General features: G+C 70.6%; 23 protein-coding genes. 15 read left to right on the top strand and 8 right to left on the bottom strand.

The features are described 5' to 3' along the window. Positions 1–16: 16 nt before the first annotated feature. The 5 genes from ABTY20_RS08030 to ABTY20_RS08010 all read right to left on the bottom strand — a co-directional run bounded on the left by ABTY20_RS08030 (position 17) and on the right by ABTY20_RS08010 (position 8,865). The gene (locus tag ABTY20_RS08030; RefSeq protein ID WP_351996118.1) at positions 17–2,494 is read right to left on the bottom strand and encodes a glycoside hydrolase family 3 protein; all 2,478 of its coding nucleotides are present in this window, start codon (positions 2,492–2,494) and stop codon (positions 17–19) included. Positions 2,495–3,011: 517 nt separating this feature from the next. Continuing rightward, the gene (locus tag ABTY20_RS08025; protein ID WP_351996117.1) at positions 3,012–5,579 is read right to left on the bottom strand and encodes a family 78 glycoside hydrolase catalytic domain; all 2,568 of its coding nucleotides are present in this window, start codon (positions 5,577–5,579) and stop codon (positions 3,012–3,014) included. 70 nt (positions 5,580–5,649) lie between these two features. Further along, complete coding sequence (locus tag ABTY20_RS08020; protein WP_351996116.1) at positions 5,650–6,558, bottom strand: carbohydrate ABC transporter permease; 909 nt, start codon at positions 6,556–6,558, stop codon at positions 5,650–5,652. Positions 6,559–6,562: 4 nt separating this feature from the next. Continuing rightward, positions 6,563–7,447 (bottom strand): carbohydrate ABC transporter permease, encoded by an 885-nt coding sequence (locus tag ABTY20_RS08015; RefSeq protein WP_351996115.1) that lies wholly within the window; start codon positions 7,445–7,447, stop codon positions 6,563–6,565. Positions 7,448–7,548: 101 nt separating this feature from the next. After that, the gene (locus ABTY20_RS08010) at positions 7,549–8,865 is read right to left on the bottom strand and encodes an ABC transporter substrate-binding protein (protein ID WP_351996114.1); all 1,317 of its coding nucleotides are present in this window, start codon (positions 8,863–8,865) and stop codon (positions 7,549–7,551) included. A 297-nt stretch (positions 8,866–9,162) separates the two neighbouring features. On the opposite strand from ABTY20_RS08010, the gene ABTY20_RS08005 reads away from it, so the two are divergent. After that, positions 9,163–10,176 carry a LacI family DNA-binding transcriptional regulator gene (locus tag ABTY20_RS08005; protein ID WP_351996113.1) on the top strand — a complete coding sequence of 338 codons (1,014 nt, stop codon included), beginning with the start codon at positions 9,163–9,165 and terminating at the stop codon, positions 10,174–10,176. A 60-nt stretch (positions 10,177–10,236) separates the two neighbouring features. Next, positions 10,237–11,277: a LacI family DNA-binding transcriptional regulator gene (locus ABTY20_RS08000; protein WP_351996112.1), complete on the top strand. Its 1,041-nt coding sequence runs from the start codon at positions 10,237–10,239 to the stop codon at positions 11,275–11,277. Positions 11,278–11,287: 10 nt separating this feature from the next. On the opposite strand, the gene ABTY20_RS35345 is transcribed toward ABTY20_RS08000, so the two are convergent. The 3 genes from ABTY20_RS35345 to ABTY20_RS07990 form a co-directional block, all read right to left on the bottom strand. Continuing rightward, on the bottom strand, positions 11,288–11,857 hold the full coding sequence (locus ABTY20_RS35345; RefSeq protein WP_502991764.1) for an MFS transporter: 570 nt from the start codon (positions 11,855–11,857) through the stop codon (positions 11,288–11,290). Continuing rightward, positions 11,836–12,531 carry an MFS transporter gene (locus ABTY20_RS35340; protein WP_502991763.1) on the bottom strand — a complete coding sequence of 232 codons (696 nt, stop codon included), beginning with the start codon at positions 12,529–12,531 and terminating at the stop codon, positions 11,836–11,838. The genes ABTY20_RS35345 and ABTY20_RS35340 overlap by 22 nt, the downstream gene beginning before the upstream one ends. Positions 12,532–12,771: 240 nt before the next feature. Further along, a complete protein-coding gene (locus ABTY20_RS07990; protein ID WP_351996111.1) occupies positions 12,772–13,689 on the bottom strand; it encodes a LysR family transcriptional regulator in 918 nt (305 codons plus the stop codon). Positions 13,690–13,816: 127 nt separating this feature from the next. On the opposite strand from ABTY20_RS07990, the gene ABTY20_RS07985 reads away from it, so the two are divergent. The 13 genes from ABTY20_RS07985 (at position 13,817) to ABTY20_RS07925 (ending at position 26,695) form a co-directional block, all read left to right on the top strand. Then, positions 13,817–14,818, top strand: coding sequence for a fumarylacetoacetate hydrolase family protein (locus ABTY20_RS07985; RefSeq protein ID WP_351996110.1), 1,002 nt, complete (start codon positions 13,817–13,819; stop codon positions 14,816–14,818). After that, entirely contained in the window at positions 14,815–15,777 is a 963-nt protein-coding gene (locus ABTY20_RS07980; protein ID WP_351996109.1) for a cyclase family protein, read from the top strand. The genes ABTY20_RS07985 and ABTY20_RS07980 overlap by 4 nt, the downstream gene beginning before the upstream one ends. A gap of 24 nt (positions 15,778–15,801) precedes the next feature. Further along, positions 15,802–16,932: an FAD-dependent oxidoreductase gene (locus tag ABTY20_RS07975; RefSeq protein WP_351996108.1), complete on the top strand. Its 1,131-nt coding sequence runs from the start codon at positions 15,802–15,804 to the stop codon at positions 16,930–16,932. After that, complete coding sequence (locus ABTY20_RS07970; RefSeq protein WP_351996107.1) at positions 16,929–17,936, top strand: amidohydrolase family protein; 1,008 nt, start codon at positions 16,929–16,931, stop codon at positions 17,934–17,936. The genes ABTY20_RS07975 and ABTY20_RS07970 overlap by 4 nt, the downstream gene beginning before the upstream one ends. Before the next feature lie 4 nt (positions 17,937–17,940). Further along, a complete protein-coding gene (locus tag ABTY20_RS07965; RefSeq protein ID WP_351996106.1) occupies positions 17,941–18,873 on the top strand; it encodes a VOC family protein in 933 nt (310 codons plus the stop codon). Between the two features lie 523 nt (positions 18,874–19,396). Beyond that, positions 19,397–20,368, top strand: coding sequence for a fumarylacetoacetate hydrolase family protein (locus tag ABTY20_RS07960; RefSeq protein ID WP_351996105.1), 972 nt, complete (start codon positions 19,397–19,399; stop codon positions 20,366–20,368). Further along, positions 20,365–21,123, top strand: coding sequence for an SDR family NAD(P)-dependent oxidoreductase (locus ABTY20_RS07955; RefSeq protein ID WP_351996104.1), 759 nt, complete (start codon positions 20,365–20,367; stop codon positions 21,121–21,123). Before ABTY20_RS07960 ends, ABTY20_RS07955 begins: the two co-directional genes overlap by 4 nt. 205 nt (positions 21,124–21,328) lie before the next feature. Beyond that, on the top strand, positions 21,329–21,898 hold the full coding sequence (locus ABTY20_RS07950) for an SDR family NAD(P)-dependent oxidoreductase (protein WP_351996103.1): 570 nt from the start codon (positions 21,329–21,331) through the stop codon (positions 21,896–21,898). A gap of 14 nt (positions 21,899–21,912) precedes the next feature. Then, positions 21,913–22,668, top strand: coding sequence for a CoA transferase subunit A (locus ABTY20_RS07945; RefSeq protein WP_351996102.1), 756 nt, complete (start codon positions 21,913–21,915; stop codon positions 22,666–22,668). Continuing rightward, positions 22,668–23,318 carry a CoA transferase subunit B gene (locus ABTY20_RS07940; protein WP_351996101.1) on the top strand — a complete coding sequence of 217 codons (651 nt, stop codon included), beginning with the start codon at positions 22,668–22,670 and terminating at the stop codon, positions 23,316–23,318. Before ABTY20_RS07945 ends, ABTY20_RS07940 begins: the two co-directional genes overlap by 1 nt. A gap of 195 nt (positions 23,319–23,513) precedes the next feature. Next, on the top strand, positions 23,514–24,728 hold the full coding sequence (locus ABTY20_RS07935) for an FAD-dependent monooxygenase (protein ID WP_351996100.1): 1,215 nt from the start codon (positions 23,514–23,516) through the stop codon (positions 24,726–24,728). A gap of 22 nt (positions 24,729–24,750) precedes the next feature. Further along, complete coding sequence (locus ABTY20_RS07930) at positions 24,751–25,791, top strand: cupin domain-containing protein (protein ID WP_351996099.1); 1,041 nt, start codon at positions 24,751–24,753, stop codon at positions 25,789–25,791. Positions 25,792–25,828: 37 nt separating this feature from the next. Next, positions 25,829–26,695, top strand: coding sequence for a fumarylacetoacetate hydrolase family protein (locus tag ABTY20_RS07925; RefSeq protein WP_351996098.1), 867 nt, complete (start codon positions 25,829–25,831; stop codon positions 26,693–26,695). Positions 26,696–26,784 lie beyond the last annotated feature (89 nt).

Here is a 26,784-nt window from a genome sequence, read left to right as displayed (position 1 = left end):
GTGCGTAGAGTCCGGTTCAGCGGATGGTGAGGACTCGGCGTGCGATGACATCGCGGGACGAACGCGCCGCCTCAAAGGCATACGGCCCGGGTACGAGCGTCCAAGTGCCCGCCTTCCAGACGGTGAGGTCCTGCGCGGGGACGGTGATGCGGAGCTTCCGGGATCCCGCCGGCGGAAGCGTGACCTTCTGGAAGGCGACCAGGCGGCGCGGTTCCGCCGATGCCGCTGTCGGCAGGGTGGCGTACACCTGGACGACGTCGGTGCCCCGGCGCCGTCCGGTGTTGGTGACGGTGACGGTGAGCGTGACGTTCCCGGCCGCCGGGTCGTAGGAGGCTTCGAGGGAGCCGTGGGCGAAGGTGGTGTAGGACAGCCCGTGGCCGAAGGGGAAGCGGGGCTGCTGCCTCTTGGCGTCGTAGTAGCGGTAGCCCACGGCGATGCCCTCGTCGTAGGAGACGGTGCCGTTCGTGCCGGGGTAGGAAGCGGTCGTGGTGCCCGGTCCTTGGCCGGCGTCGGCGGGGAAGGTGACAGGCAGGCGGCCGGAGGGGTCGCTGTCGCCGAAGAGGACGGCGGCGAGGGCGGTGCCCATGCCGCGGCCGCCGTACCACGCCTGGATCACGGCCTCCACGTCGTCCAGCCAGGGGGTGGCGGCGGGTCCGTCGGTGTTGAGCACGACGATCGTGCGGGGGTTGGCGGCCGCAACGGCTGAGATCAGCTGGTTCTGGTCGCCGGGGAGTTCGAGACGGTCGTGGTCCATGGCCTCGCCGGCGACCCGGTTGACGAAGACGACCGCGGTGTCGGCGGCGCGGGCCGCGGCCACGGCTGCGGGGATGAGCGAGTCGGGCTGCCAGCCGAGGGTGAGGCCGCAGGTGCCGGGCTCTGCGGTGGCGTTGGTATAGGTCAGCTCCACGGTGACGGGGCGGCCCGCGGTCAGTTCGGCGATGCCCTGGAGCGGATAGTCATAAGGACCGAGGAAGAAGCGGCGCATCTGCCGGGTACCGGAGACGACCGTCCTGCCGTCGATCTTCAGCGACGCGGTTCCAGCGGGCAGCAGGGAGAAGCGGTGCAGGCCCGTGACGGTCGGCACCAGGGTGCCGGTCCACTTCGCCGACCACACCTCGGGCAGGCCCTCGACCGGCGCGGTGGTGAAGTCGACGGTCGCGTCGGTCCGGGTCGTGACCGGTGTGCCGCTGGCGTCTGCGCCCGCGTGGTAAGCGCCGGTCAGGCCTGCTGCTCCGGTGGCGGTGCGCAGCACGCTCGGGGGGATCGTGGCGAGGGGGACGTCGCCCTTGGTGCCCTGTGCGTGGGTGACCTCGACAGAGCCGCCGGCGCGGGTGCGGATCGCCTGCAGAGGCGTGCTCCAGGTCCCGGGGTCGACGAAGGTGGAGCCGGCCACGCCGGGGAAGGCGTCGGTGCCGGCGGGGCCGATGACGGCCAGGGACTTCAGCGACGCGGGGAGCGGCAGTGCCGAGGAACGGTTGGCGAGCAGCACGGTGGAGGCGACCGCGGCCTCGTGGGCGAGGTTTTTGTGCTCCTCGGTGCTGACGTCGTCGGCGGGGGTGGGGACGGGGTGGTCGATGAGGCCGCATCCGAACATCGTGACGAGGATGCGGCGGGCCGCGTCGTCGAGACGTGTGCCGGGAATCGCGCCGCCGGTGAGGGAGCCCGCCGGAATCTTGACTGCGCCGGGACCGAGTCCTGCGAGGTCCATGCCGGCGCGGGCGGCGGCGACCTGGTCGGCGCCCGCCCAGAAGTCCGGCACGGTGTAGCCCTGGAGACCGATCCGGTTCTTCAAGTCGTCGAACAGGGCGGGATGTTCGGTTGCGAAGGTGCCGTTGATCTTCGGGTAGGCCATCATCACGGAGGTGACCGGTGCGGCTGCGATGACACGGCGGAAGGGCGCCTGGTAGATCTCGTGCAGGGCGCGGTCGGAGACTTCGGTATCGGTGAAGAAGCGGTTGGTCTCCTGGGTGTAGGCGGCGAAGTGCTTGACGGTGGCCGCCACGTTCTGGCTCTGCATGGCGACGGTGAGGGCCGCGCCGAGGCGGCCGGCCAGCAAGGGGTCCTCCCCCATGGCTTCGGCCTGGCGGCCGAAGTGCCAGGTGCGGGTGATGTCGACGGTGGGGCCGAGGAGGTTGTTGTAGCCCTTGGCGCGGCCCTCCACGCCGATGGCGCGCCCGATGCGGCCCGCCAGGTCCTCGTCGAAGGTGGCCGCCTGTGCCACGGGCACGGGGAAGGCGGTCACACCCTTCTCGCCGCGCAGCCCCGCCGAGGCGTCGACCATGGCGAGGGCCGGGATGCCCAGGTGGGCGACGGCGGCGAAGTCGCACCGGACGAGGGCCTCCTTCTCGGCGGCCGTCATCCGGGCGAGCAGCGCGTCCGCCCGGTCTTGCGGGCCGGGGCCGGAGGCGGCGGCCGCCTGGTTGCCCATGGCCGGGGCCATGCTCACGGCCAGGGCGGTGAAGGTGGCGGCAGAGAGAAATGTTCGTCTGTTCACAGCGGCTCTCCGGACGAAGATGACGGCTGCTCGACGCGCCGTCGCGGGAGTGGGGGAGGCGAGGCCGGCCGAGGGGTCAGGTACACGGCCGGCCTCAGTTCGATGAGGCTTTGAATACGGTGACGCACGGTGCGCACCCAAAAGGACGCACCCTCTTTTTCACTTCTTTCGAGACAACGGCTGCCGCGTCCCACGGCAACGGTTCCAGTGCCCGTTGGCACCGTCTCGCGAAGCGTTTCATCCAACGAACGGGAAAACTATGGCTTGTCGTGTCACAGGTCAACCCTCGTACAGCACTCTCCCAGGCAACCTCCATGACCAGCGAATATCGGCCGATTCAAGTTGAAAGGCGTTTTGAAATTTCAATTGAACGACCACGCAAGGCACCCTTTTATCGACGCAATGGATGGGAGTCATTCACTGGACGAATACGGAAGCTCCCGTATTCCTCTTGAAAACAGCAGAGCCCGGCGCGTTCAGTCACGCGCCGGGCTCTGCTGTCGGGTGGAACGGCCGCTCAGGCAGCCTCTGTGGCGAGTTCCACCGTGTCCAGGAGGTGCTCGCCCGGCCCCAGGTCGACCGGGGCGCAGCCGGGGAGTTCGGCGATGGCTGTGCAGCCTTCCGGCACCGTGATACGGGCCGTCAGTCCGGTGGCCCGGAGTTCCCAGGACAGCGACGCCGTTCCGTAGGGCGTGTCGTGCCGGGTGCGGGCCCAGGTGATGCCGCCACCGGGACGCGGCCGGAAGGCGATGGAGCGGTAGCCGGGCGCGGTGGCGGTGATGCCGCCGACGACGCGGTGCAGCCAGTCGGCGACCGCACCGAGGGCGTAGTGGTTGAAGGAGGTCATGCCGCCGGGGTTGAGGGTGCCGTCGGGGCGCATGCTGTCCCAGCGCTCCCAGATGGTGGTGGCGCCCATCGCCACGGGATAGAGCCACGAAGGGCACTCGGTCTGGAGGAGCAGGCGGTAGGCGACGTCGAGGTGGCCGGTGCCGGTGAGGGCGTCGCAGATGAGCGGGGTGCCGACGAAGCCGGTGGCGATGCGGGCGTCGTCCTCGGCGATCAACTGGGCCAGGCGATCGCCGGCCGCCTGCCGTTGCTGCGGTGTCAGCAGGCCGAAGGCGAGGGCGATGGCATAGGCGGTGGCACTGTCACTCGTCATGCGCCCGGAGGGCAGGACGTACCGGCGCCGGAAGGCGTCGGCCACTTCGTCGGCCAGCGCAGCGTACCGCGTCGCGTCGGCGCTGTTCGCCAACTCTGCGGCGATCAGGGCGAGGTGGCGGGCGGAGTAGGCGAAGTAGGCGGTGGCGACGAGGTAGCGGTCGGTGCGGCCGGCGGCCGGGTCGTCGGGCGGGGCGGCCGGGTCGAGCCAATCGCCCAGCTGGAAGCCGGTGTCCCACAGGCGGCTCGGGCCGGCGAGACGCTCGACGAGGTCGACCCACGCCCTGGCCATCGGGTAGTGGCGGCGCAGCAGGCCGAGGTCGCCGAAACGCTGGTAGAGCGTCCAGGGGGTGAGGGTCGCCACGTCGCCCCAGGCGGCTCCGGGATGGATCGGCGTCCACATTGGCTCGCCCGGGATGACGGGCACGTACCAGGGGATCGTGCCGTCGGGCAGTTGTTCCAGACCGACGTCGGTGAGCCAGGAGTCGAGCATGCCGGCGCAGTCGTAGAGGTAGCTCGCGGTGGGGGCGAAGACCTGGATGTCGCCGGTCCAGCCGAGGCGTTCGTCGCGCTGCGGACAGTCGGTGGGCAGGTCGACGAAGTTGCCGCGCATGCTCCACACGACGTTCTCGTGCAGGCGGTTGACCATCGGGTCGCTGCACTCGAACCAGCCGGTGCGGCGCATGTCGGTGTGGTGGACCCGGGCCGTGACCGCCTCCGGAGTCAACTCACCCGGCCATCCGGTGACTTCGGCATAGCGGAAACCGTGGAGGGTGAAGCGGGGCTCCCAGGTGAGCGGGCCCCCTCCGGAGAGGATCAAGGTGTCGGTCGCATACGCCTCCCGCAGCGGCCCGGTGGCAAGCTCACCGTCCTGCAGGACCTCGGCGTGCCGGATCGTGATCTCCGCGCCCTCCGGGCCGTCGACGGTGACGCGGAGCCTGCCGACCAGGTTCTGCCCGAAGTCGAGCAGGTGGCGGCCGTCGCCGGTGCGGGTGACGGTGACCGGGGTGATCTCCTGGGTGCAGCGCACCGGTGGTCCCAGCGGGGCGACGAGAGTGGCCGGGTCACGGATGCCGGTGCGCACGGGGGTCCATCCGGCATCGGATGCCTGTGGTGTCGCCCAGCGGGGATCGTCGAGCCGGGCGTCGAAGGTCTCCCCCTCGTACAGACCACTGGTGAGGATCGGTCCGGGGGCGGCGGTCCAGGAACCGTCGGTGGCGACGACGGTGGTGGTGCCGTCGTCGTAGGTCACCTCCAGTTGGGCAATGAGGGACTGGTCGGTGCCGTAGATGTTGCGGGTGCCGCCGTCGAAGCCGTACTTGCCGCGGTACCAGCCGTCGCCCAGCCACGCGCCGATGGTGTTGGCACCGGTGGTGAGCTGGCCGGTGACGTCGTGGGTGCGGTAGCGCAGCCGGTGCGGGTAGACCGTCCAGCCGGGGGCCAGGATCTCGTCGCCGACGCGGTGGCCGTTGATCTCCACCTCGTACAGGCCGTGGGCCGTGACGTAGAGGCGGGCGCGGGTGACGGGCCTCTCGAGGCGGAAGTCCTTACGGACCCGGGCCGGGCGGCGTTCCGCTTCCGGGTCCTCGTCCCAGCCGGCGCCCACCGGGACGGCTTGCCAGTCGGCGGGCCTCAGGAGCCCGGCTTCGGCAGTGCTCGGTTCACTCCACGCCGACGGCTCGTCGGCGTCCGGGGTCCAGACGCGGACGCGGACCGTCACGCGTTCACGGGAGGCCAGCGGCTCACCGGGCCAGGCCACCAGGACCTGATCGGCGCTGTTGACGCGTCCTGTGCGGTACACGTCGTCAGAGCGGTCGAGTCGCAGCTCGTACGCCTCCTGGCGGCCGGCACCCGGGGACAGTGTCCAGGTGAGGCGGGGAGCGGTTACTCCGATGCCGAGTCCGTCCGGAAGATGTTCGAAGGACACCGGAGAAGGCTGAGGGGGCAGCAAGGGAAACCTTTCGTCACGTACGCGGGGCGGTAGGACTGACTCGTGGTCAGCCCTTGACCGCTCCCGAGGTGAGTCCCTTCATGACCTTCTGGTTGAGGAAGAGGTAGATCAGGAGGGTGCCGAAGACGTTGATGCAGATGGCCGCGAACAGCGGCCCGTACTGGGTGGCGCCGAAGTCGCCGGTGAAGTTGAGCAGGCCGACCTGGATGGTGCGCAGGTCCTGGTCGTTGGTGAAGGTCAGGGCGATGAGCAGGTCGTTCCAGATGAAGAAGAACTGCACCAGGCCGACGGTGAGCAGGGCGTTGCGGACCAGGGGGACGCTGATGGTCCAGAAGGCGCGCAGGATGCCGGCGCCGTCGATGGTGGCGGCCTCGAACAGCTCACGCGGGACGTTGCGGTAGTAGGTGGCCATCATGAAGACGGTCAGCGGCAGACCGGTGCCGGTGTAGGTGAGGATCAGCGGCCACAGGGTGCCGGACAGGCCGGTCTGGAAGTAGACCGTGAACAGCGGCAGCAGGATCATCTGCGGCGGGACCATCATGCCCGCGAGGAAGATCAGCAGGGTGAGGCTGCGGCCCTTCCACACCATGATCTGCAGGGCGAAGCCGGCGGCCGTACCGAGGAGCAGCATCAGGGCGAGGGCGGGTATGACGGCGAGCAGGCTGTTCTGGACGTACAGGCCGATGTGGCCGGTCGTCCAGGCATCGGTGTAGTTGCCCCACTCCCAGGTGGTAGGCAGGCTCCAGGTGGAGTTGTTCAGATAGTCGTCGTTGGACTTCAGCGACGTCAGGAACATCCAGATCAGCGGGTAGATCTCGACGACCAGCAGCAGGCCGACGACGGCCTTCACCCACAGCCGGCTTCCGGGCCGGCGCCCGCGGGTGCGTGCGGCGGCACCGGACGGCCGGCGCCCGAGGCGGCTCGCGGAGCCCTTCACAGATGTGTCGATGGCCATGGGATCAGCCCTCCGTGGGGTCGCGCCGCGAGACGCGGTAGACGACCAGGCTCACCAGCAGGCAGACGACGGTGAGCAGCAGGGCGATGGTGCTGCCGTAGCCGTAGTCGCTGTAGGTGAACGACGTCTGGAACATGTACAGGGTCAGCGGGGTGGTGCCGGTGCCGGGACCACCGTTGGTGAGGGCGACGATGGAGTCGAAGACCTTCAGGGTGCCGTTGATGCTGAAGATCAGGGACGACATCAGCACCGGCAGCGACAGCGGCAGGACGATGTGGCGTACCAGCCGCAGGCCCGTCGCCCCGTCCAGGCGGGCGGACTCGAGGACCTCGTCGGGGATGTCGACCAGGCCGGCGAAGAGCAGGACGGCGTAGAAGCCCATGGAGCGCCAGATGTCCATGACGATCAGCACCCAGAAGGCGCTTCCGGCGCTGCCGAAGAAGTCGATCGAGTCGATACCGACGGCGTTCAGCAGGGAGTTGACGGGTCCGGTCTGCGGCGCGACCTGGAAGAACTTCTGGAAGAGCAGGCCGACGGCGACCGTGGGCAGCACCACGGGGAAGAACACCAGCGTACGGATGAGCGCCGAGGCACGCTTGAGGAAGAAGACGTACAGCAGCGCCAGCAGGTACCCGGCGACGACCTGCCCGGCGGTGACCACGACGGCGTACTTGAGGGTGAACCACAGGGCGTCGTGGACGGCCGGGTCGTCGAGGAGGCGGGAGAAGTTGGCGACGCCGTTGCCGGTGAAGCCTTCGATGGTGTTGCCCTTGGTGAAGGAGTACCCGAGTGACCACACCATCGGGACGAGCATGATCAGGGAGTAGACGAAGAAGGCGGGACCGAGCAGGATCGCGATGGCCCTGCGGTCACCGAGTACGCGGTGCATGGGTGGTGTCCACTTCGTTTCCGTTGAAGAGACCGGCCTGGTGGTGGCGGGCGCGGCGCACGCTGCGTGCGTCAGGAGGCCGCGTGCGCCGCCCCGGCCGGTCACTGGGCGGCGAGCGCGTCCTGGACGGTCTTCATGAACTGCTCGGGCTTCATGCTCCCGCTCACCAGGCTCGCCGCGTTGGTCTGGGACACGGTGGTGGCCTTGGTGCTGAACAGGGCCTCGAACCACAGCACGTTCTGCTTCGAGGCACTGATGGTGTCGCGGACCTGGGTGGTGACCTCGTTGGCGTCCTTCACCTCGGTGTTGACCTTGAAGCCGGAGATGGAGCCGTGGTCCTTCAGGGCGGTGCTGCCGTAGTTCTCCGCGATGCAGGAGACCCAGTCGCCGGTCTTCTTGTCGAAGGACTTGGCGCCGAGGGTGATGCCGAGACCGACGTTGGAGGGGTACTGGTCGACCGAGCCCTTGCCGCCGGGGACGGCCGGGAAGGGCATGAAGCCGACGTTCTCGGCGCCGACCTTGTTCTGCTTCTCGTCGGATATATTCGCCAGCGCCCAGCTGCCCATGTAGAACATGGCGGCCTCGCCGTTGAGGAACTCGTTCATCGCGGTGTCGTAGTCGATGGAGCCGACGCCCTTGCCGAAGTAGCCCTTCCCGCCGAGTTCGGCGACCTCCTCGGCCGCCTTCACGTACTCGGGGTCGGTCAGCTTCGCCTTGCCGTCGGCCACCTTCTGCAGCGCGTCCGGGCCGAGGCTGCGGTACAGGTAGCCGCTGATCAGACGGGTCAGCGGCCAGCCCTGCTGACCGGAGGCGGAGAACGGCTGGACGCCCTTCGACTCCAGCTTCGCCGCGGCCGACACCAGCTCCTCCCATGTGCCGGGCACCTTCAGGCCGTTCTCCTGGAAGAGCTTCTTGTTGTAGAAGATCCCCTCGATGTTGTACTCGTACGGCAGCACCTGCAGCTCACCGCCGTACAGCGCCTTGATCGTGGAGACGGCGGCCGGCTCCAGCTGGTCGAGGACGCCGAGGCCCTTCAGCTCCTTCTCCAGGTCGGCGACCTTGCCCGACTTCGCCAGCTGCTGGGTGAGCGCGGGAGCGTTGCCCGCCGCGAACTGCACCGGCAGGGCGTCCTGGCCGGCCAGCAGTTGCAGCTTCTGGTCCAGGCTCGCCTGCGGAACGGTCTCCACCTTCAGCGGCAGGGCCTCGTCCGCCGTCTTGCACGCACCCTTGGACATGGTGGTCAGAGCCGTCTTCACGGTGGTGTTCTCGGTGACGCTCAGGTAGCTGAAGTCCTCCGGCGCGGCCGAGGAACCGCCGCCGCTGCCGCCGCAGGCGGTGGCGAGCAGCGCGAGGGAAGCGGTGCCGGCGGTGAGCAGGCTCAGGCGCGCACGACGGGCACGGGGCAAACGTACGGACACGGAAGACTCCCAGGGATCTTGGAGAGAAAAGCAGAGGAGTGAAGTGCGGTGCCAGGGGCGACGAGCAGGCCCGACGGAAGGCGGGCGGAGAATGTGTAAAACGTTCTCTACGAGCAAGTGGGCAACACCCTGCACCTCTCCTTCAGTTCCGTCAAGACACAGCCACGTAACGCTGGAGTCACACGCGAGGAGACTTGACGACGCTCGGGGGCTACCATGTAGACCGTTACACCTACGCCTACAAGAACCGGAGCGCTGACGATGGACCGGGCTATGGCACCCCGACAGAACAGACGTGTGACCATCACCGATGTCGCCCGGCACGCGGGCGTGTCCACCGCCGCCGTCTCCAAGGTGCTGCGCAACGCCTACGGTGTGAGCCCGGCCATGCGGGAGAAGGTAACAGCAGCCATCACCGAGCTCGGGTACCGGCCGCACGCGGCGGCGCGCGGCATGCGCGGCCGGACGTACACGATCGGCGTCCTGCTGGACAACGTCCGCAACGCCTTCTTCGCCGACATCCTCGACGGCATCCAGGACGAACTGCGCACCAGCGAGTACACCGTGCTGATCGGCGCAGCCGGATTCGAGCCGGAGGAACAGGCCAGAACCATCCGGTCCATGGTCGACCGCCAGATGGACGGACTGGTCCTCATCGCGCCGGGAACCCCGCGCGACGAGATCCTCACCACGGCCGCCTCGACACCGACCGTGGTCATCGGCCACCACGACGCCGCGGACAGCCACGACTCGGTCGTCGACGCCGACGACATCGGCGCCGGTCTGGTCGTCGACCACCTCGTCTCGCTCGGCCACCGGGACATCGCCCTGGTGTCGGCCCCCGGCACCAAGGCCAACCGGTGGAAGCGCACTCCCGAGATCGTGCTCAGCGACGGCTACCTGGACGCCATGCAACGGCACGGCCTGACGGAGTACGCGCGCGTGCACCATGCCGCGTACTCCGACGACGGCGGGTTCAAGGTGGGCATGACCCTGCTGACGGCCGACCGCCCGCCGACCGCCGTCATGACCGGCGCCGATGTCGCCGCCCTGGGCATCTACCGCGCGGCCCACGAACTCGGCCTGCGCATTCCGGACGACCTGTCGCTCGTCGGCTACAACAACACCGCGCTGGCCGCCCTGGCCCCCGTCCAGCTCACCAGTGTCGACCAGGCCGGCCACACCATGGGCTCCGCCGCCGCCCGCATGCTCATCGAACGCGTGGAAGGCCGGCGGGACCGGGCCATGCAGACGACGATGACGCCGCGGCTGGTGGAGCGCGGCAGCACCACGGCCCCGCGGGCCCGTTGACCCATGGGCCGGCATGCACCCGCCGCGACTCGCGGGGCGGGACACGGTCGTGACACCGTCATGGCCCGGGACGGCACTGCGCGCCGCAGAGTAGGCATCAAGGACGTCGCCCGAGAGGCCGGTGTCTCGCTCGGCACCGTCTCCAACGTGCTCAACCGTCCCGAGATCGTGGCCGAGTCCACGCGGACACGGGTCCTCGACGTGATCGACTCGCTGGGTTACATACGCGCCGAAGGGGCACGTCAACTGCGCGGCTGGACCTCGCGCGTCATCGCCGTCCTGGTCCACGACCTGGCCAACCCGTTCTTCACCGCCCTGGCCACCGGCGTGGAACAGGCCGCGCGCGAAGCCGATCTCGGCGTGATGGTCTGCACCGGCGCCCGCGATCCCGCGGAAGCCGCACGCCACCTGGCGCTGATCACCTCCCACCAGGTCCGCGGCGCCGTGCTGACCTCGGGTGAGGGGGTCGGTCGCACCGTGGCCGCCTTCCGCCGCAACGCGGTCCCCTTCGTCGTGGCCGACCAGAACGCGTCCCAGCCCGGCGCCTGCTCCGTCGGGATCGACGACGTCGCGGGAGGCCACGCGGCGATCCGCCACCTGATCGAGCGAGGACACCGCTCCATCGCCCACGTCAGCGGCCCCGACCGTCTCCAGCAGGTACGGGACCGGCGTCGGGGTGCCCTCGGCGCCGTCGCTGCGGCCGGCCTTCCGGCGGCCTCGCTGCGGGACGTGCCGTGCCCGGCCCTCACCGTGAACGCCGGCAGGGACGCCGGACACCGCATCCTCGGCCTGCCCACCCGGCCGACCGCCGTCTTCTGCGCCAACGACCTGCTCGCCCTGGGGGTGATGCAGGCCCTGTACGAGGCCGGGCTGCGGGTGCCGGACGACATCGCGGTCGTCGGCTACGACGACATCGAGTTCGCGGCGTCCGCCGTCGTCCCGCTCACCTCGGTGCGACGGCCCGCCGCCGCCATGGGCCGGCAGGCCGGCCGCCTGCTCGTCGAGGACACCGGCCGCGGCACCGTTCACGAGCACGTCCACGTCGTGCTGCAACCGGAACTGGTCGTGCGCCGGTCGTCCATGGGGACGCCGGCGCGGTGACGCGGGCCGGTCAAAGCCGTTCGGGAACATGGTGGGGCAGGGCTCGCGAAGCGCGGCTGGTGAGGAGTACCAGCAGGACCGAGACCAGCAGAGCGGCCAGGCCGAGCAGTCCGACGGCCCAGGCCAACGAGCCAAGGGCTCCCTTGCCAACGAGCAGGACCAGCGGGCAGACGAACTCGCCGAGGAAGAAGGCCGCCATCCACAGGCCGGTACCGCGCCCCCGGTCGGCGAAGCCGAGGCGGGACATGGCCAGCGTCAGCAGCGACGGCAGAAGCAGCCCCGTGCCCACGCAGTTCACCACAACCCCCGCGATCAGCAGGGGCAGACTGTCGGCGACGCCCATGACGAGGAAGCCAACAGCACACAGCAGGAAGAGAGCCGGCAGCCGGCGGCGTGGCCGGTCGGTGAGCCGGGTGAAAAGAACGGAGCCGAGCACGGTGGCGGCGCTGGCAGCCGCCGTGACCGCGCCTATCACACCGGTGGAGTGCACACCCAGGTCGTCGAGGAGGTACGACATCTGCACCGGCACGGTGTAGAAGACGACCGCGCCGAACACGGTCAGCAGGCAGATGCCGGCCATGCGCCGCACCGGGAAGGGCCCCGTTCGCTTGCGGCGTCCTCCTCGCTCGACGGGCGCCCGGCTGCGGGTGCTGGGACCGGCAGCACCCGTGCCATGGCAGGGGCGAGCAGCAGACCCACCGCGTACAGCCAGAAGGGCGCACGCCAGTCGGCCGCCCCGAGGGCACCGCCGAGCAGGAAGAAGACCGTGGCGGACACCGATGCACACATCGTCTGCAGAGCGAGGTACCGGTCACGGAGCCTGCCGGTGTAGTAGTCACCGATCAGAGTGGTGCAACAGGTCATGATCGCTGCTTCGGCAACGCCCACCAGTACGCGACTCGCCAGGATGCCGTACAGCGAGTCCAGCCACAGCGGCACCGTGCCGAACAGCGCGTACAGGACCGTGGCCGCGACCAGCAGCCGCTTGCGGCCGAGCCGGTCGACGACGACACCCGCGAAGGGCGCGAGCAGGGCCAGTGACAGCGCCGGGACGGTCAGCACCAGGAGGACCAGCGCCACGTGACCGGGCGCGGTCTCGAAATGCTCCTGCATGCGCGGCAGGACCGGAGCGAGCAACACCGCGCCGAGGACGGGTAGACAGCTGCCGGCCATCAGCAGGACGGCGGGCAGCCCGCCCCGCGCGGTGGGGGTCTCACCGCGGTCGAGGGAGGGCGAGACGGCGGAAACAGGCATGGCGGCGCTCCGGGGCAGACGGCGGGAAGGCGGCACCTCGACGCGGACGGGTCCCGCTTTCAGGGAACTCGGCGCATGGGCGGGGGACGTGCCACGACTATGCGGGCCGGGCACCGACCTGCCCACCCCTGCGGCGATCCGCGTTTTGAATGACGTCGATCCAGGCCGTGGATAGCGGCGGTGACGGCCTGCCGTGAGGCCGCCGGAGGGCTCCCGGACGCTGCGTCCGCCGGGCCGTGGTCACCTCCCGGGAGCCTCACCCAGTCGTCTGCCGACCCGGGCGGCCGTCTCCCGCAGCCAGATGTGGGCCGCGTCATGGGTGTGCACGGGGTGCCACCACAGCGCCTCCCGCAGCGGCACCGCCTCGTACGGCGGCTCCATGACGCGTACGGCGGTGAGCGGTGCGAGGAGTCGGGCCAGGCGGGCCTGGACCAGGGCGATGCGCCGGGTGCCGGCCACCAGCAGCGGCATGATCTGGAAGCTGTCGACGGACACCTCGACCCGGGGTTCGATGCCGAGCATGCCCAGCTGGCGCACCGCCGGGGCGTCGTAGGTGCGCTGGTAGGTGACCCAGGGCAGCCGGGCGAGGTCCTGGTGGGTGAGGCGGTCGTCGACGCTGGGGTGGTCGTCGGCGACGAGGAAGACCCAGCGGTCGTCGTAGAGGTCGGTGGCGGGGAAGTCGCTGATGACGCCGTGCGGCATGAGCAGTCCGTCGGTGGTGCTCAGCAGCGTGTCCGTGGCGTCCACCACCGTGGTCGGAGTCTGTGCGAACCGCAGGCGGATGCCGGGGGCCTCTTCGTGGACGACGCGGGCGAGTTCGGCTCCGAAGACGGCCACAGCGTAGTCGGAGGCGATCAGCTTGAACTCGCGGGTCTCCTTGGCGGGGTCGAAGGCGGCCTGGCTGGCGAAGAGGCGTTCCAGCAGGTCGTAGGCGGTGGAGGTGCGGTCGAGGAGGACCTGGCCGAGGGCGGTGAGCTCGTAGTGGCCGCCGACGCGGGCGAGCAGCTCGTCGTCGAAGTGACGGCGGAGCCTGGCCAGGGCGGCGCTCATGGCGGGCTGGCTGAGACCGACGCGCTGTCCGGCGCGAGTGACGTTGCGCTCCTCCAGCAGCGCACGCAGGGCGACGACGAGGTTGAGGTCGAGGCGGGCCAGATTCACGGGTCTTCCCTTTGCGGTATGGCGCTGACCAGGACTAATCGACGCCATGGATGGCAGCCATCCATAGAAGCAATTTCCCTGATCTCGGATGGCGGGTCCAGATTAGTCGCACCGCAATCAGGAGGACATGTCCGTGAAACCTGCACCCTCGTCCGCGCTGTTCGCAGGACCCTTCGCCCTCGGCACCCTGTCGGCCCCGGACGGGCCGGCCTTCCCTGCCCTCGTCACGCCTGACGCCCAGGTAGTCGACCTGCGCGTCGCCTTCGGCGACGACCGATCGACCACCCGGAGCCTCTTGGCGAGTTGGGAGTCGGCGCTGCCGCGGCTGCGGACGCTGGCCGCCGACGGCGGGCCGGGGCGGAAGCCGCTGGCGGACTTCCGGGTGCACGCGCCGGTCGAGCCGCGTCAGGTGCTGCAGTCGGGGGCGAACTACCGGCAGCACGTGATCGACCTCCATGTCGCGCACCGGGCTCCGGGTGACGACCGCCCGGAGGAGGAGCGGCGGGCCGAGGCTGCGGAGGTCATGGACCGGCGGGCGGCGGAGGACCTGCCGTACGTGTTCATCGGCCTGCCGAGCGCGATCACCGGCCCCTACGACGACGTCGTACTGCCCGCCTGGGCCGAGCAGCCGGACTGGGAGCTGGAGCTGGCGGCCGTGATCGGCCGGCCCGCCCACCGGGTCTCCGTGGAGGCGGCGTTGGACCACGTGGCGGGGTACACGATCGCCAACGACCTCACCGACCGCGCCACCGTCTTCCGCCGGGACATGCCGCAGATCGGCACCGACTGGCTGCGCAGCAAGAACGCGCCCGGCTTCACCCCGCTCGGCCCCTGGATCGTGCCCGCCGAGTCGATCGCCCACCCCGGCGACCTGCGCCTCACGCTGAAGCTGAACGGCGAGACCATGCAGGACGAGTCCACCAAGGACATGATCTTCGATGTGGCGCGGATGGTCTCCTACGCCTCGCAGACCGCCCGCCTCCTCCCCGGCGACCTGGTGCTCACCGGCTCCCCGGCCGGCAACGGCATGCACTGGGGCCGGCTGCTGCGCGACGGCGACGTCATGGACGCCGCCATCACCGGACTCGGTGCCCAGCGCACCCGCTGCGTGGCGGAGGCGACCCGGTGACCCCGGACCGCACCGACCCGGAGGGCGCGATCGCCGAGTCCGCCAAGACGTGTTCGAACTGGGGCCGCTGGGGCGAGGACGACCGGCTCGGCACCCTCAACTTCCTGGACGAGGGCAAGCGCCGTGAGGGCGCGGCGCTGGTGCGGCGGGGCGTCAGCTTCTCGCTGTCCCAGCGGTTCGACATGAACGGCCCGCAGAAGGGCTGGCGCCGCCGCACCAACCCGGTGCACACCATGCTGGACACCGGCACCGACGCGGCCCTCGGCAACCAGGGCTTCCCGCACGGCATCGGCGGCGCCGACGACGTCATCGCGATGCCGCTGCAGTGCTCCACCCAGTGGGACGGGCTCGGGCACATCTTCGACCACGGCAAGGCGTGGAACGGCCGCCCCGCCCAGAAGGTCGTCACCTCCGACGGCGACCTGGTCACCGGCATCGAGCACATGGCCCCGCACGTCGCCGGACGCGGCGTCCTACTGGACGTGGGCCGCACGGTCGGTGAGGACGGGGAACTGCCCGACGGGTTCGCGATCACCGAGGAGCACCTGGCCGCGACCGCCGAGGCGCACGGTGTGCGGGTGGGTCGCGGCGACATCGTCCTCGTCCGCACCGGCCAGCTCACCCGGGCGCGCCGCGAGGGCTGGGGCGAGTACGCGGGCGGGCCCGCCCCGGGACTGTCGTTCACCACGGCCAGCTGGCTGCACCGTACGGAGATCGCCGCGATCGCCACCGACACCTGGGGCTTCGAGGTCCGGCCGAACGAGTTCGAGCACGCCTTCCAGCCGCTGCACCAGGTGGCCATCCCGCACATCGGCCTGCTGATCGGCGAGATGTGGGACCTGGAGGCGCTCGCCGAGGACTGCGCCGAGGACGGCAGGTACGACTTCTGGCTCACCGCCGCACCCCTGCCCATCACCGGCGCGGTCGGCTCCCCCGTCAACCCGATCGCCGTCAAGTAACCAGCGGAACGAAGGAGTTCCCCTATGATCACACCCCGCACGGTTCTCGTCGTCGGCGGCGGCGCGGCCGGCAACGCCGTCACCGTCCTGCTGCGCCGGGCCGGTCTGACCGTGGACCTGATCGAGGCCAAGGCCGACTGGAACGCCACCGCCGGCTCGGGCATCACCCTCCAGGGCAACGCCCTGCGCGTCCTGCGCGAACTCGGCGTGTGGGAACAGGTGGAGGAATCCGGCTACGGCTTCGGCTCCGTCGGCATCACCGCCCCCGACGGCACCGTCCTGCACGCGCAGGACGACCTGCGCACCGGCGGCGACGACCTCCCCGCCACCGTCGGCATGCAGCGCCCACAACTTCAGCAGATCCTCATCGAGGCCGTGCGGGGCAGTGGCGCGTCGGTCCGCCTGGGCACCACCGCCGAAATCCTGGACCAAGACGGCGAGGGTGTCTCCGTCCGCCTCAGCGACGGCACCGAGGGCCGCTACGACCTGGTGATCGCCGCCGACGGCCTGGGCTCCACCACCCGGGCGGCGATCGGCATCACGGCGAAGCCCGAACCGACCGGCATGGCCATCTGGCGCGTCGCCGCACCGCGGCCCGCCGGCGTGACCCGCACGGACCTGGCCTACGGCGGCCCGGCCTACATCGCCGGCTACTGCCCAACCAGCGAGACCACCCTGTACGCGTACGTCGTCGAGGCCAACCGCGACCGCGCCTCCATACCCCCGGAGTCGTACGCCGACGAGATGCGCCGCCTCGCCTCCTCCTACGGCGGCCACTGGCCGGAGATCACCGAGCACATCACCGACCCGGCGAAGGTCAACTACACCTGGTTCGACCGCATGCTGGTCGAGGGCTCCTGGCACCGCGGCCGGGTCGTGCTCATCGGCGACGCCGCCCACTGCTGCCCACCCACCCTCGCCCAGGGCGCCGCCCTGTCGATGGAGGACGCCTGGGTGCTGGCCCAGATGCTGACCACCGCGGACACCTGGGACGACGCACTGCTCCAGGCCTACTACGAGCGAAGGATCGCCCGCGTCCGCCCGGTCGTGGAGGCGTCCGTGCAGATCGGGCAGTGGCAGCTCGACGGCGTCCGCAACGCCGACGTGCTTGGCCTGATGGGCCGCACCATGACCATGCTCCGGGAGCTGCCGTGACCACCCGCCTCTCCCCCACTGTCGACGTGCACGCCCACATCCTGCTCCCCGAGATCGAGGCGCTGGTGGCCGGCCTCCCGGGACACGCGGAAGCGAAGGTCCTGGACGCCCGGCGCAACGGCCCCGAAGCCCTCGCCGTCAACGGCCCCATGGTCCGCGAGCGCATCCTGAAGCTGACCGACGTCACCGTGCGGCTGGCCGCGATGGACGCCCAGGGCGTGGACGTCCAACTGGTCAGCCCTTCGCCCTCGCACTACCACTACTGGGCGGACGAGGAGACGGCCGAGAAGGTGTACCGGACCGCCAACGAGGCGACGGCGGCGCACTGTTCGGCCGCCCCGGACCGGCTGCGCGGGCTCGGCCTGGTGCCGCTCCAGCACCCGGACCTGGCGGTCCGTGCCCTGGACCACGCCCTGGAGCAGGAACTGGCCGGGGTGGAGATCTCCAGCCACGCCCCCGGCCGGGAGCTGTCCGACTCCGCGTACGAGCCGTTCTGGACACGGGCCGAGGAGACCGGCGCGCTCCTCTTCCTGCACCCCTTCGGCTGCACCCTGGACGAGCGGCTGGACCGCTGGTACCTGTCCAACACCGTCGGCCAGCCGGTGGAGAACGCCGTCGCCCTCTCCCACCTGATCTTCTCCGGGGTTCTCGACCGCCACCCCGGCCTGAAGGTGATCGCCGCGCACGGCGGCGGTTACCTGCCCACCCACATCGGCCGCTCCGACCACGCCTGGTCGACCCGCTCCGACGCGAGCGCCGGCTGCGCCCACCTGCCCAGCAGCTACCTGAAGCGCCTGTACTTCGACTCCCTCGTCCACGACCCGCACGTCCTGCGCGAACTGGTGCGCGTCGCCGGGGCCGACCGGGTGCTGCTCGGCTCGGACTTCCCCTTCGACATGGGCACCGAGGACCCCGTCGGCGCCCTGCGCGCCGCACGACTGCCCGAGGCCGACTTCGACGCCGTCCGCGGCGCGAACGCCGCCGCCCTCCTCCGGAAGGACTGACACCATGCGTCTGCTCACCCACCTGCGCCACGTCGACCTCGCCGTGCCTGACTACGACAAGCAGCTCGACTTCTACGCCGGCGTCTGGGGCCTGACCAAGGTCGCCGAGGACTCCGGCATCTCCTTCCTCGCCGCCGAGGGCTCCCCCGAGCAGTACGTCGTGCGGCTGCGCAAGGCCGACGAGAAGCGCCTCGACCTCGTCTCCTACGGCGCAGCGAACGCGGCCGACGTCGACACCCTCGCCGAGCGACTCCTTGCCGGCGGCGTGCAGTTGATCACCCGGCCGGGCAAGGTCGACACCCCCGGCGGCGGCTACGGCTTCCGCTTCTTCGACGTCGACGGCCGCACCATCGAGGTCTCCGCCGACGTCGAAGTCAGGCGGCACCGCAGGATCGAGGAGAAGGAGTCCATCCCGGTCAAGCTCTCCCACGTCGTCCTCAACTCCCCCGACCTCAACCGCACCCGCGAGTGGTACGAGCGTCACCTCGGCTTCGCGCTGTCGGACACCCTCAGCTCGCCGCACATGGGCGAGGTCATGCACTTCATGCGGATCAGCAACCAGCACCACTCCATGGCCCTGGCCAAGGGCCCGCACACCGCACTGCACCACATCTCCTTCGAGATGCGCGGCATCGACGAGTACATGCGCGGCTCCGGACGCGTCATCCGCGCCGGCTACAAGAAGATCTGGGGCCCCGGCCGACACATGGCCGGCGACAACACCTTCACCTACTTCCTCGACCCGCACGGCAACACCGTCGAGTACACCACCGAGCTGGAACTCCTCGACGAGGACACCTGGCACCCCCACGTCTACGACTTCTCCCAGCCGGAGGTCACCGACCAGTGGGGCACCGCCAACCCCATGAACGAACTCATCGCCAAGGAGTCCTTCAACGACCCCGACCGCGGCGTCTTCGTCGCCCCGCCCGTCTGATCCATCCCCCTCGCCCCGGGGACGCGGCGGCGGTGTCCACGCCCTGACTCGCGCCGCCGCGCCCCCGGCCCCTCCCTCCCCCACGGCTCCGCATCAACGACGATCGAAGGAACCGTCCGATGCCCCCTCCCTCGTACGACCCCGCTGTCCCGCCGCGGTCTACTGGCTGGTGGCGCGGCCGCCACCGCCCTCGCGGTCACTCCGCAGGCCGCCGCCGCGGCACCCCACACCGAGGCATGGAAGGGATCCCGGCCGAAGAGCCGCACGGTGGTGCATCTGTCGGGTACGGCGGGCGGTCCCCCGCCGTACGGCGAGCGCATGGGCATCGCCGCCGCCGCGGGGGGCGCGCCGGCTGGTCCTCAGCCACCTCGCGCCGACCGGTCCGACCCGGTTCCCCGCACGTGAGTAGGCCGCGGCGGCCCGCGCCTCCGCCCGGGCGGCCGGCTACCAGGGCCGCGTCACCGTGGGCCACGACCTCATACGCATTCCCCTCGACTGACCCCCCTCCACCAGGAGCCGCACCATGCGTTTCGCCGCTTACGAACACCGACACCGCCACCGTGTGGCCGTCGTGGAGGATGACGGCACTCTCTTCCCGCTGCCGGGCGTCATCTCGCTCACCGCGCTGCTCGCCGAGACCGACGGCCTACCCGGGCTGCTCGCCGCCGGCCGGGCGGCGCTCGACGTCCCGCCCGGTCCGCACGTCTCCGAGGTGCGGCTGCTGCCTCCGATCCGGCCCACGTCGGTACGGGACTTCGTCACCTTCGAGGAGCACGTCGAAGGCGTGCGCCGCGCCGTGGAGGGGACCGGCGGCGTCCCCGAGCAGTGGTACGCGGCGCCGACCTTCTACTTCACCAACCCGCACGCGGTCTACGGCCACGGGGACGACATCCCGGTGCCGCCCGGTTCGGCCGTGCTGGACTTCGAGCTGGAGGTGGGCGCGGTGATCGGCCGCGAGGGCCGTGACCTCACGCCCGAGCAGGCCCGCGACCACATCGTCGGCTACACCGTGTTCAACGACTGGTCCGCGCGCGACCTGCAGGGCGCGGAGATGAAGGTCGGCCTCGGCCCCTGCAAGGGCAAGGACACCGCCACCACCCTCGGCCCCTGTCTCGTCACCGCGGACGAGCTGGAGCCGTACCGGGACGACGACGGTTTCCTGCGCCTGGCGCTGACCGCCGAGGTCAACGGCGAAAAGGTCGGCGAGGATCTGCTGTCCAACATGAGCTGGACCTTCGAGGAGATGACCGCCTACGCCTCCCGCGGCACCCGCGTCGTCCCCGGTGACGTCCTCGGCTCGGGCACCTGCGGCAACGGCGGCTGCCTCGCCGAACTCTGGGGCCGGCGCGGCGAGCAGACACCGCCCCCGCTGAAGCCCGGCGACACCGTCACCCTCACCGTCGAAGGCCTCGGCACCCTCACCAACACCGTCGTCCCCGGCGTGGAGCCCGTCCCCCTGCCGTCCGGCCGACGTCGCAGCCGGGAGCGGCCGTGAGCGACCTGCACCCCAAGAGGCTGCTCGGCAAGGTCGTCGTCGTGACCGGGGCGGCTCGTGGGCAGGGCGCCGCCGAGGCGGAGGCGCTCACCCGCGAGGGCGCCCGGGTCATCGCCACCGACGTGGCCCCCGACGGGGGTTGCCGCCGCCTCGACGTCAGCAGCGACGAGGAATGGGCGGAGTTGGCCGCCGAGTTGAGGGAGACATACGGGCAGGTCCACGGCCTGGTGAACAACGCGGGCATCACCTGGCGCGCACGGATCGGTGACGTCCGGGCCGAGGACTTCGAGCGGGTGCACTCGGTCAACGTCACCGGTCCGCTCCTCGGCATCCAGCACCTGAGCCCGCTGATGCAGCCGGGCTCCTCGATCGTCAACGTCGGCTCATCGGCCGCGCTCACCGCCCACTACCCGGTCGCCTACACCGCGAGCAAGTGGGGCCTGCGGGGCCTGTCGAAGACCGCCGCGCTCGAACTCGGGCCCCGTGGCATCCGGGTGAACACCGTCCACCCCGGTTACATCGAGACGGAGATGACGGCCTCCGCCGCGCCCGCGTTCCGTGCGGCCAACCTCCGGGAGACCCCGCTCGGGCGCACCGGCACCGCCGACGAGGTGGCGCCACTGGTCGTCTTCCTGCTGTCGGACGACGCGTCGTTCATCACCGGTGCCGAGATCCCCGTGGACGGCGGTCTGACCGCGCACGGCGGGGTCAAGTCGGTGTCCGACGCCCTGCTCGCCGCCGAGGCCGACGGATGAAGCGGCTCGACGGCAAGGTGGCCCTGATCTCCGGCACCGCCCGCGGCCAGGGCCGGGCGGCGGCCCTGCGCTTCGCCGCCGAAGGCGCGCTGGTCGTCGGCGGCGACCTGCTGCACGAGGAGGCCGTGGAGACCCAGCGGCTGATCGCCCGTGAGGGCGGCACCGCTCTGACTCCCGGCCCCTCGACGTCACCGACGAGGAGTCCGTGCGTTCCTGGGTGGCGGAGGCCGTCGACGCCTTCGGCGGCGTCGACATCGTCTACGCCAACGCCGGTGCCGTCCGCTTCGGCGCAATCGGTTCCCAGCCCTACGAGGACTTCGTCTTCACGGTGCGCGCCGAACTGGACTCGGTGTGGCTGACCGTCAAGGCGGCCTGGCCGCATCTGGTACGCAGTCGCGGCTGCGTACTGACCGTCGGCTCGACCGCTGGTCTGACCGGCTCCCTCGCCGCCCCGCGCACCGCGCACTCGGCGTCCAAGGGCACGGTGATCGCGCTGACCAGGCAGCTCGCCGCGGAGGGCGCCCCGTACGGCGTACGCGCCAACTGCGTCAGCCCCGGAATGATCGACACCGACGGCTCGCGCGCCAACCTGCTCGCCGACGACCGTCCGATGTGCGCCGTCGGCCGTCACATCCCGCTCGGCCGGGTCGGGCTTCCCGACGACGTGGTCAACGCCGCCGTTTTTCTGACCTCCGACGAGGCCGCCTACATCACCGGCGCCAACCTCGTCGTCGACGGCGGGTGGTCCACCGTTCTGCCCGGCGTCCCCACCTGAAAGGACACCCTCACGTGAACAAGGTCCGCGCCGACGCCGCCGAGGCTGTAGCCGACATTTCCGACGGCGCCTCGCTCGCCGTCGGCGGCTTCGGTCTCTCCGGCGTCCCCGCCGCCCTCATCGACGCCGTGTACGCGCAGGGCACGACCGGTCTGGAGGTCGTCTCCAACAACTGCGGCGTGGACGGCCGCGGCCTGGGCGTCCTGCTCGCCGTCGGCCGCATCGCCCGCGTCACCGGCTCCTACGTCGGCGAGAACAAGGAGTTCGCCCGCCAGTACCTCAACGGGGAGCTGGAGGTGGAACTGACGCCGCAGGGCACGCTGGCCGAACGGCTGCGGGCCGGCGGCGCGGGCGTCCCCGCCTTCTACACGCCGGCCGGTGTCGGCACCCAGGTGGCGACGGGCGGGCTGCCCTGGCGGTACGCGCCCGACGGGACGGTCGCCGTCGCCTCCCCGCCCAAGGAGACCCGAGACTTCGCGGGCCGCACGCACGTCCTGGAGCACGGCATCACCACCGACTACGCCCTCGTACGGGCCTGGCGCGGCGACCACCACGGCAACCTCGTGTTCCGCAAGGCCGCTGCCAACTTCAACCCGCTCGCCGCCATGGCCGGCCGCGTCACGATCGCCGAGGTGGAGGAACTCGTCGAACCCGGCGAACTGGCCCCGGACGAAATCCACCTGCCCGGCGTCTACGTCCAGCGGGTCGTACCGCTCAGTCCCGAGCAAGCCGCCGACAAACCCATCGAGAAGAGGACGGTAAGCAACTGATGGCCTGGACCCGCGACCAGATGGCCGCCCGCGCCGCCGCCGAACTCGCCGACGGCTCCTACGTCAACCTCGGCATCGGTCTGCCCACCCTCGTACCCGGCCACCTCCCGCCCGGCGTGCACGTCGTCCTACACTCGGAGAACGGTATCCTCGGTACCGGCCCCTACCCGCGCGAGGACGAGGTCGACCCCGACCTGATCAACGCGGGCAAGGAGACCGTCACCGTGCTGCCCGGCGCGAGCTTCTTCGACTCCGCGCTCTCCTTCGGCATGATCCGCGGCGGCCACATCGACACCGCCGTGCTCGGCGCCATGCAGGTCTCCGCGACCGGCGACCTGGCCAACTGGATGATCCCCGGGAAGATGGTCAAGGGCATGGGCGGCGCCATGGACCTGGTGCACGGCGCCCGCCGCGTCATCGTCCTGATGGAACACACCGCCAAGGACGGCTCCCCGAAGATCCTCGAGGAGTGCACCCTCCCCCTCACCGGCGAGCGGTGCGTCCACCGGATCATCACCGACCTCGGCGTCCTCGACGTCACCACCGACGGCCTCGCCCTCGTCGAGACCGCCCCGGGCACCACCGTCGAGGACATCACCGCCCGTACCGACGCACCCCTGCGCCTGGACAGTCGCACGGCCGCCTGCTGAACACGTGCCCCGGCGCTCCACGAAGTCGACGCGCTGTGCCGGCTCTTTGCGCGACGCAGACCATTGACATCGAGGTGACACCCCCGCAACATAATCAGCACACCAATGATTGGTCTACTGACCATCAGGGTCGTGCCGGTGTCCGCCGCCCTCGCTCCCCGGTGTCCTCCACTCCCTTCCACACCAGGAGGCCAAATGCCCGTGACTACTGACCCTCTTCACATCGCCGTGGTCGGCGGCGGCATCGGCGGGCTGGCCGCGGCTCTGGCGGTCGCCCGCTCCGGGCACAGCGTGACGCTCGTGGAACAGGCCTCCCGGTTCGGTGAGATCGGTGCCGGGCTGCAACTCGCCCCGAACGCCTCCCTCGCCCTCGAGGAGCTCGGCGTCCTTCAGGCCGTCCAGCGCACCGCGGTCGCACCGCCCGCCCTGGTGATGATGGACGCGCTGACCGGGAACCAGATCACGTCGCTGGACCTCCGCAGCGAGGTCTACACCGAGCGTTTCACCCATCCTTACCTGGTCACGCACCGGACGGATCTCCACTCCGTGCTCCTGGCCGCCTGCCAGGAACAGCCCTCCGTCACGCTGCACACCGGACACACCGTCACCCACGTCGACCAGGACACGTCCGGCGTCCGATTGCACTTCGCCGAGTCCCCGTCGGTCCTGACCGCGGGCGCGGTCGTGGCCGCGGACGGCCTCCACTCACGCCTGCGCCAGATACTGGTGGGCGACGGTGATCCGGTCTGCTCCCGCTACGTGGCGTTCCGGGGGGCGCTGCCCACCGAGAAGATGACCGGTCGTATGTCCCAGCACGCCGCCTCGGAAGCGGTGATGGTCTGGGCAGGTCCGCGCATGCACCTGGTGCAGTACCCCGTGCGCCGCGGCGAGCTGTACAACCAGGTCGCCGTGTTCGAGAGCGACCATTACACGCCGGACTCCGACGACTGGGGCACCGAGGCGGAACTGGAGGAACGCTTCGCCGGAACCTGCCAGGCCGTGCGCGACGCCCTCCCGCTGGTCGCTCGCGACCGGCGCTGGCCGCTGTACGACCGGCTGCCCGTCGCCGACTGGGTGCACGGCCGGATCGTGCTGCTCGGCGATGCCGCCCATCCCATGTTGCAGTACCTGGCTCAGGGTGCCTGCCAGGCTCTGGAGGACGCGGTGGCTCTGGGGGACGCGCTGGGTCAGTTCACCGACCCCGCCGAAGCCTTCCACGCGTACGCCGACCGGCGCCGGGAACGGGCGACGCGGATCCAGGCCAACGCCCGCCGCTTCGGCGAGATCTGTCATCTGGAGGGCATGGGAGCCACCCTGCGCAACATGCTGCTCTCGTCCCGCAAGGCCGACGACTTCGCCGACATCTCCTGGGTGTGGACGCCAGCCACGGCCGCTGTTCCCGCCCTCTGAGACCGCGACCAAGGAGGACATCTTGACGACCGACGACCTCGCCTACAAGGCCCTGGAGGGTGCGGGGGCGGCGCCGCTGTGGCGCTTCTACGGCAATCTGTTCCCCGCCCAGCCCAAGAGCCGCGCCGTGCCCTACCGCTGGAGTTGGCGGGAGCTGCGTCCGCACCTGCTGCACTTCTCCGAGACGCTCTCGCTGGAGGAGGCCGAACGCCGTGTGCTCATGCTGGTCAACCCCGGTCTGACCGACCCGCCGGCCTCCGTCAACACCCTGTACGCCGGACTGCAGATCATCCTGCCCGGTGAGACCGCGCAGGCCCACCGGCACACTTCCAACGCCTTCCGCTTCATCCTCGAGGGCGACGGCGCGTGGACGACCGTCAACGGAGAGCGGGTCTTCATGGCCCCGGGCGACCTGCTGCTCACCCCCGGCTGGCACTGGCATGACCACACCCACGAAGGCGACGCGCCGATGATCTGGCTCGACGCGCTCGACTACCCGCTCGTCAACGCCCTGGAAGCGGGCTTCTACGAGCAGTACCCGCAGCGCCTCCAGCCGGTCACCCGGCCCGACGATGCGGGCAGCCGGCAGTTCCTGCACGGCCGGCTCAACCCCGTCTGGCTCAGCCAGGACGGACCGAACTCCCCCGTGACGCGTTACACCTGGGAGGAGACCCGGCGCGCCCTGGACGCGGTCGCCGACACCGCAGAGGGCAGCGACGTCGACGGCATCGTCCTGGAGTACACCAATCCGTGGACGGGCGGGCCGGTCATGCCCACCATCGGCTGCCGCGTCCAGCGGTTGCGCCCCGGTTTCCAGGGCGCGGGGCGTCGGCACACGGCCTCGACCATCTTCAGCGTCGTCCGCGGCGAGGGCGCCACAATCGTCGACGGCGAGCGGCTGGAGTGGTCCGAGCACGACACCTTCGCCGTGCCCGGCTGGGCGTCCTACCGGCACCTGAACACCTCGTCCTCGCACGACGCCGTGCTCTTCTCCTACAGCGACGAGCCGGTCATGCGCTCCCTCGGCCTCTACCGCACGGAAGACGCCGACCCCGGCGCCTGATCCGCCACTTCCCCCGACACCTCACAAGGAGGCCAAGATGCGTCTGGCCCTGTTCAACAAGGGGCGCCTCGGGCTCGTCGACGGCGACGCCCTCGTCGACGTGACCGAACAACTCGCCGGCCCCGGCGCTCCCGGCCCGGCCGGAGCACTCCAGCGGTACATCGAGACAACGGTCCGTGACGGCGTCGGGCACCTCGACCTCACCGGCTGTCCGCGCGTCCCGCTCGCCGAGGCGGATCTGGAGGCCCCGCTCCCCCGCCCGGGCAAGATCATCGGTGCGCCGGTCAACTACCTCGATCACAAAGCCGAGATGGAGTACACCACCTCCATTGCCGATCTCGGCGTCTTCCTCAAGGCCAACTCGTCGGTCATCGGCCCGGGCCAGGACATCCTGCTGCCCTACACCGACAAGCGCACCGACCAGGAAGGCGAACTGGGCGTGGTGATCGGCCGTACGGCCTCCCACGTCAGCACGGACGACGCGCTGGACCACGTCTTCGGCTACACCTGCGTGCTGGACATCACCGTCCGCTCCGGTGAGGACCGCTCCACCCGCAAATCGTTCGACACCTTCACCCCCATCGGCCCGTGGATCGTCACCGCGGACGAAATACCCGACCCGGACACCCTCGGTCTGCGCTGCGACGTCGGAGGCGCCACCCGCCAGGAGACCAATACGGCGGACCTGATCTTCGGCGTCCGCGAGCTGATCGCCTACACCTCCTCCGTCATGACGCTGCACCCCGGTGACGTGATCGCCACCGGTACGCCGGCCGGGGTGGGACCGCTCAGCCACGGCGACCGCGTCGTCCTGGAGATCGAGCGGGTCGGCCGGCTGGAAGTGGGCGTCGACGGTTCCCGGGCCGTCCCCTACGAGCAGCGCCCCGGACGCCGGGCCCGCTGACGGCCCCACGGCACGCGGTGGCGCCGCGCACTCATAAACTCCCGGGTGGGCCGACCGGCCCACCCGGGAGGCAGCACCTGGGCCACGGA

The sequence above is a fragment of the Streptomyces sp. NPDC126497 genome, from assembly GCF_040302425.1.
In the GTDB taxonomy this organism is placed as follows: Bacteria; Actinomycetota; Actinomycetes; order Streptomycetales; family Streptomycetaceae; genus Streptomyces.
This window is presented reverse-complemented; position numbering and strand designations above follow the sequence as displayed.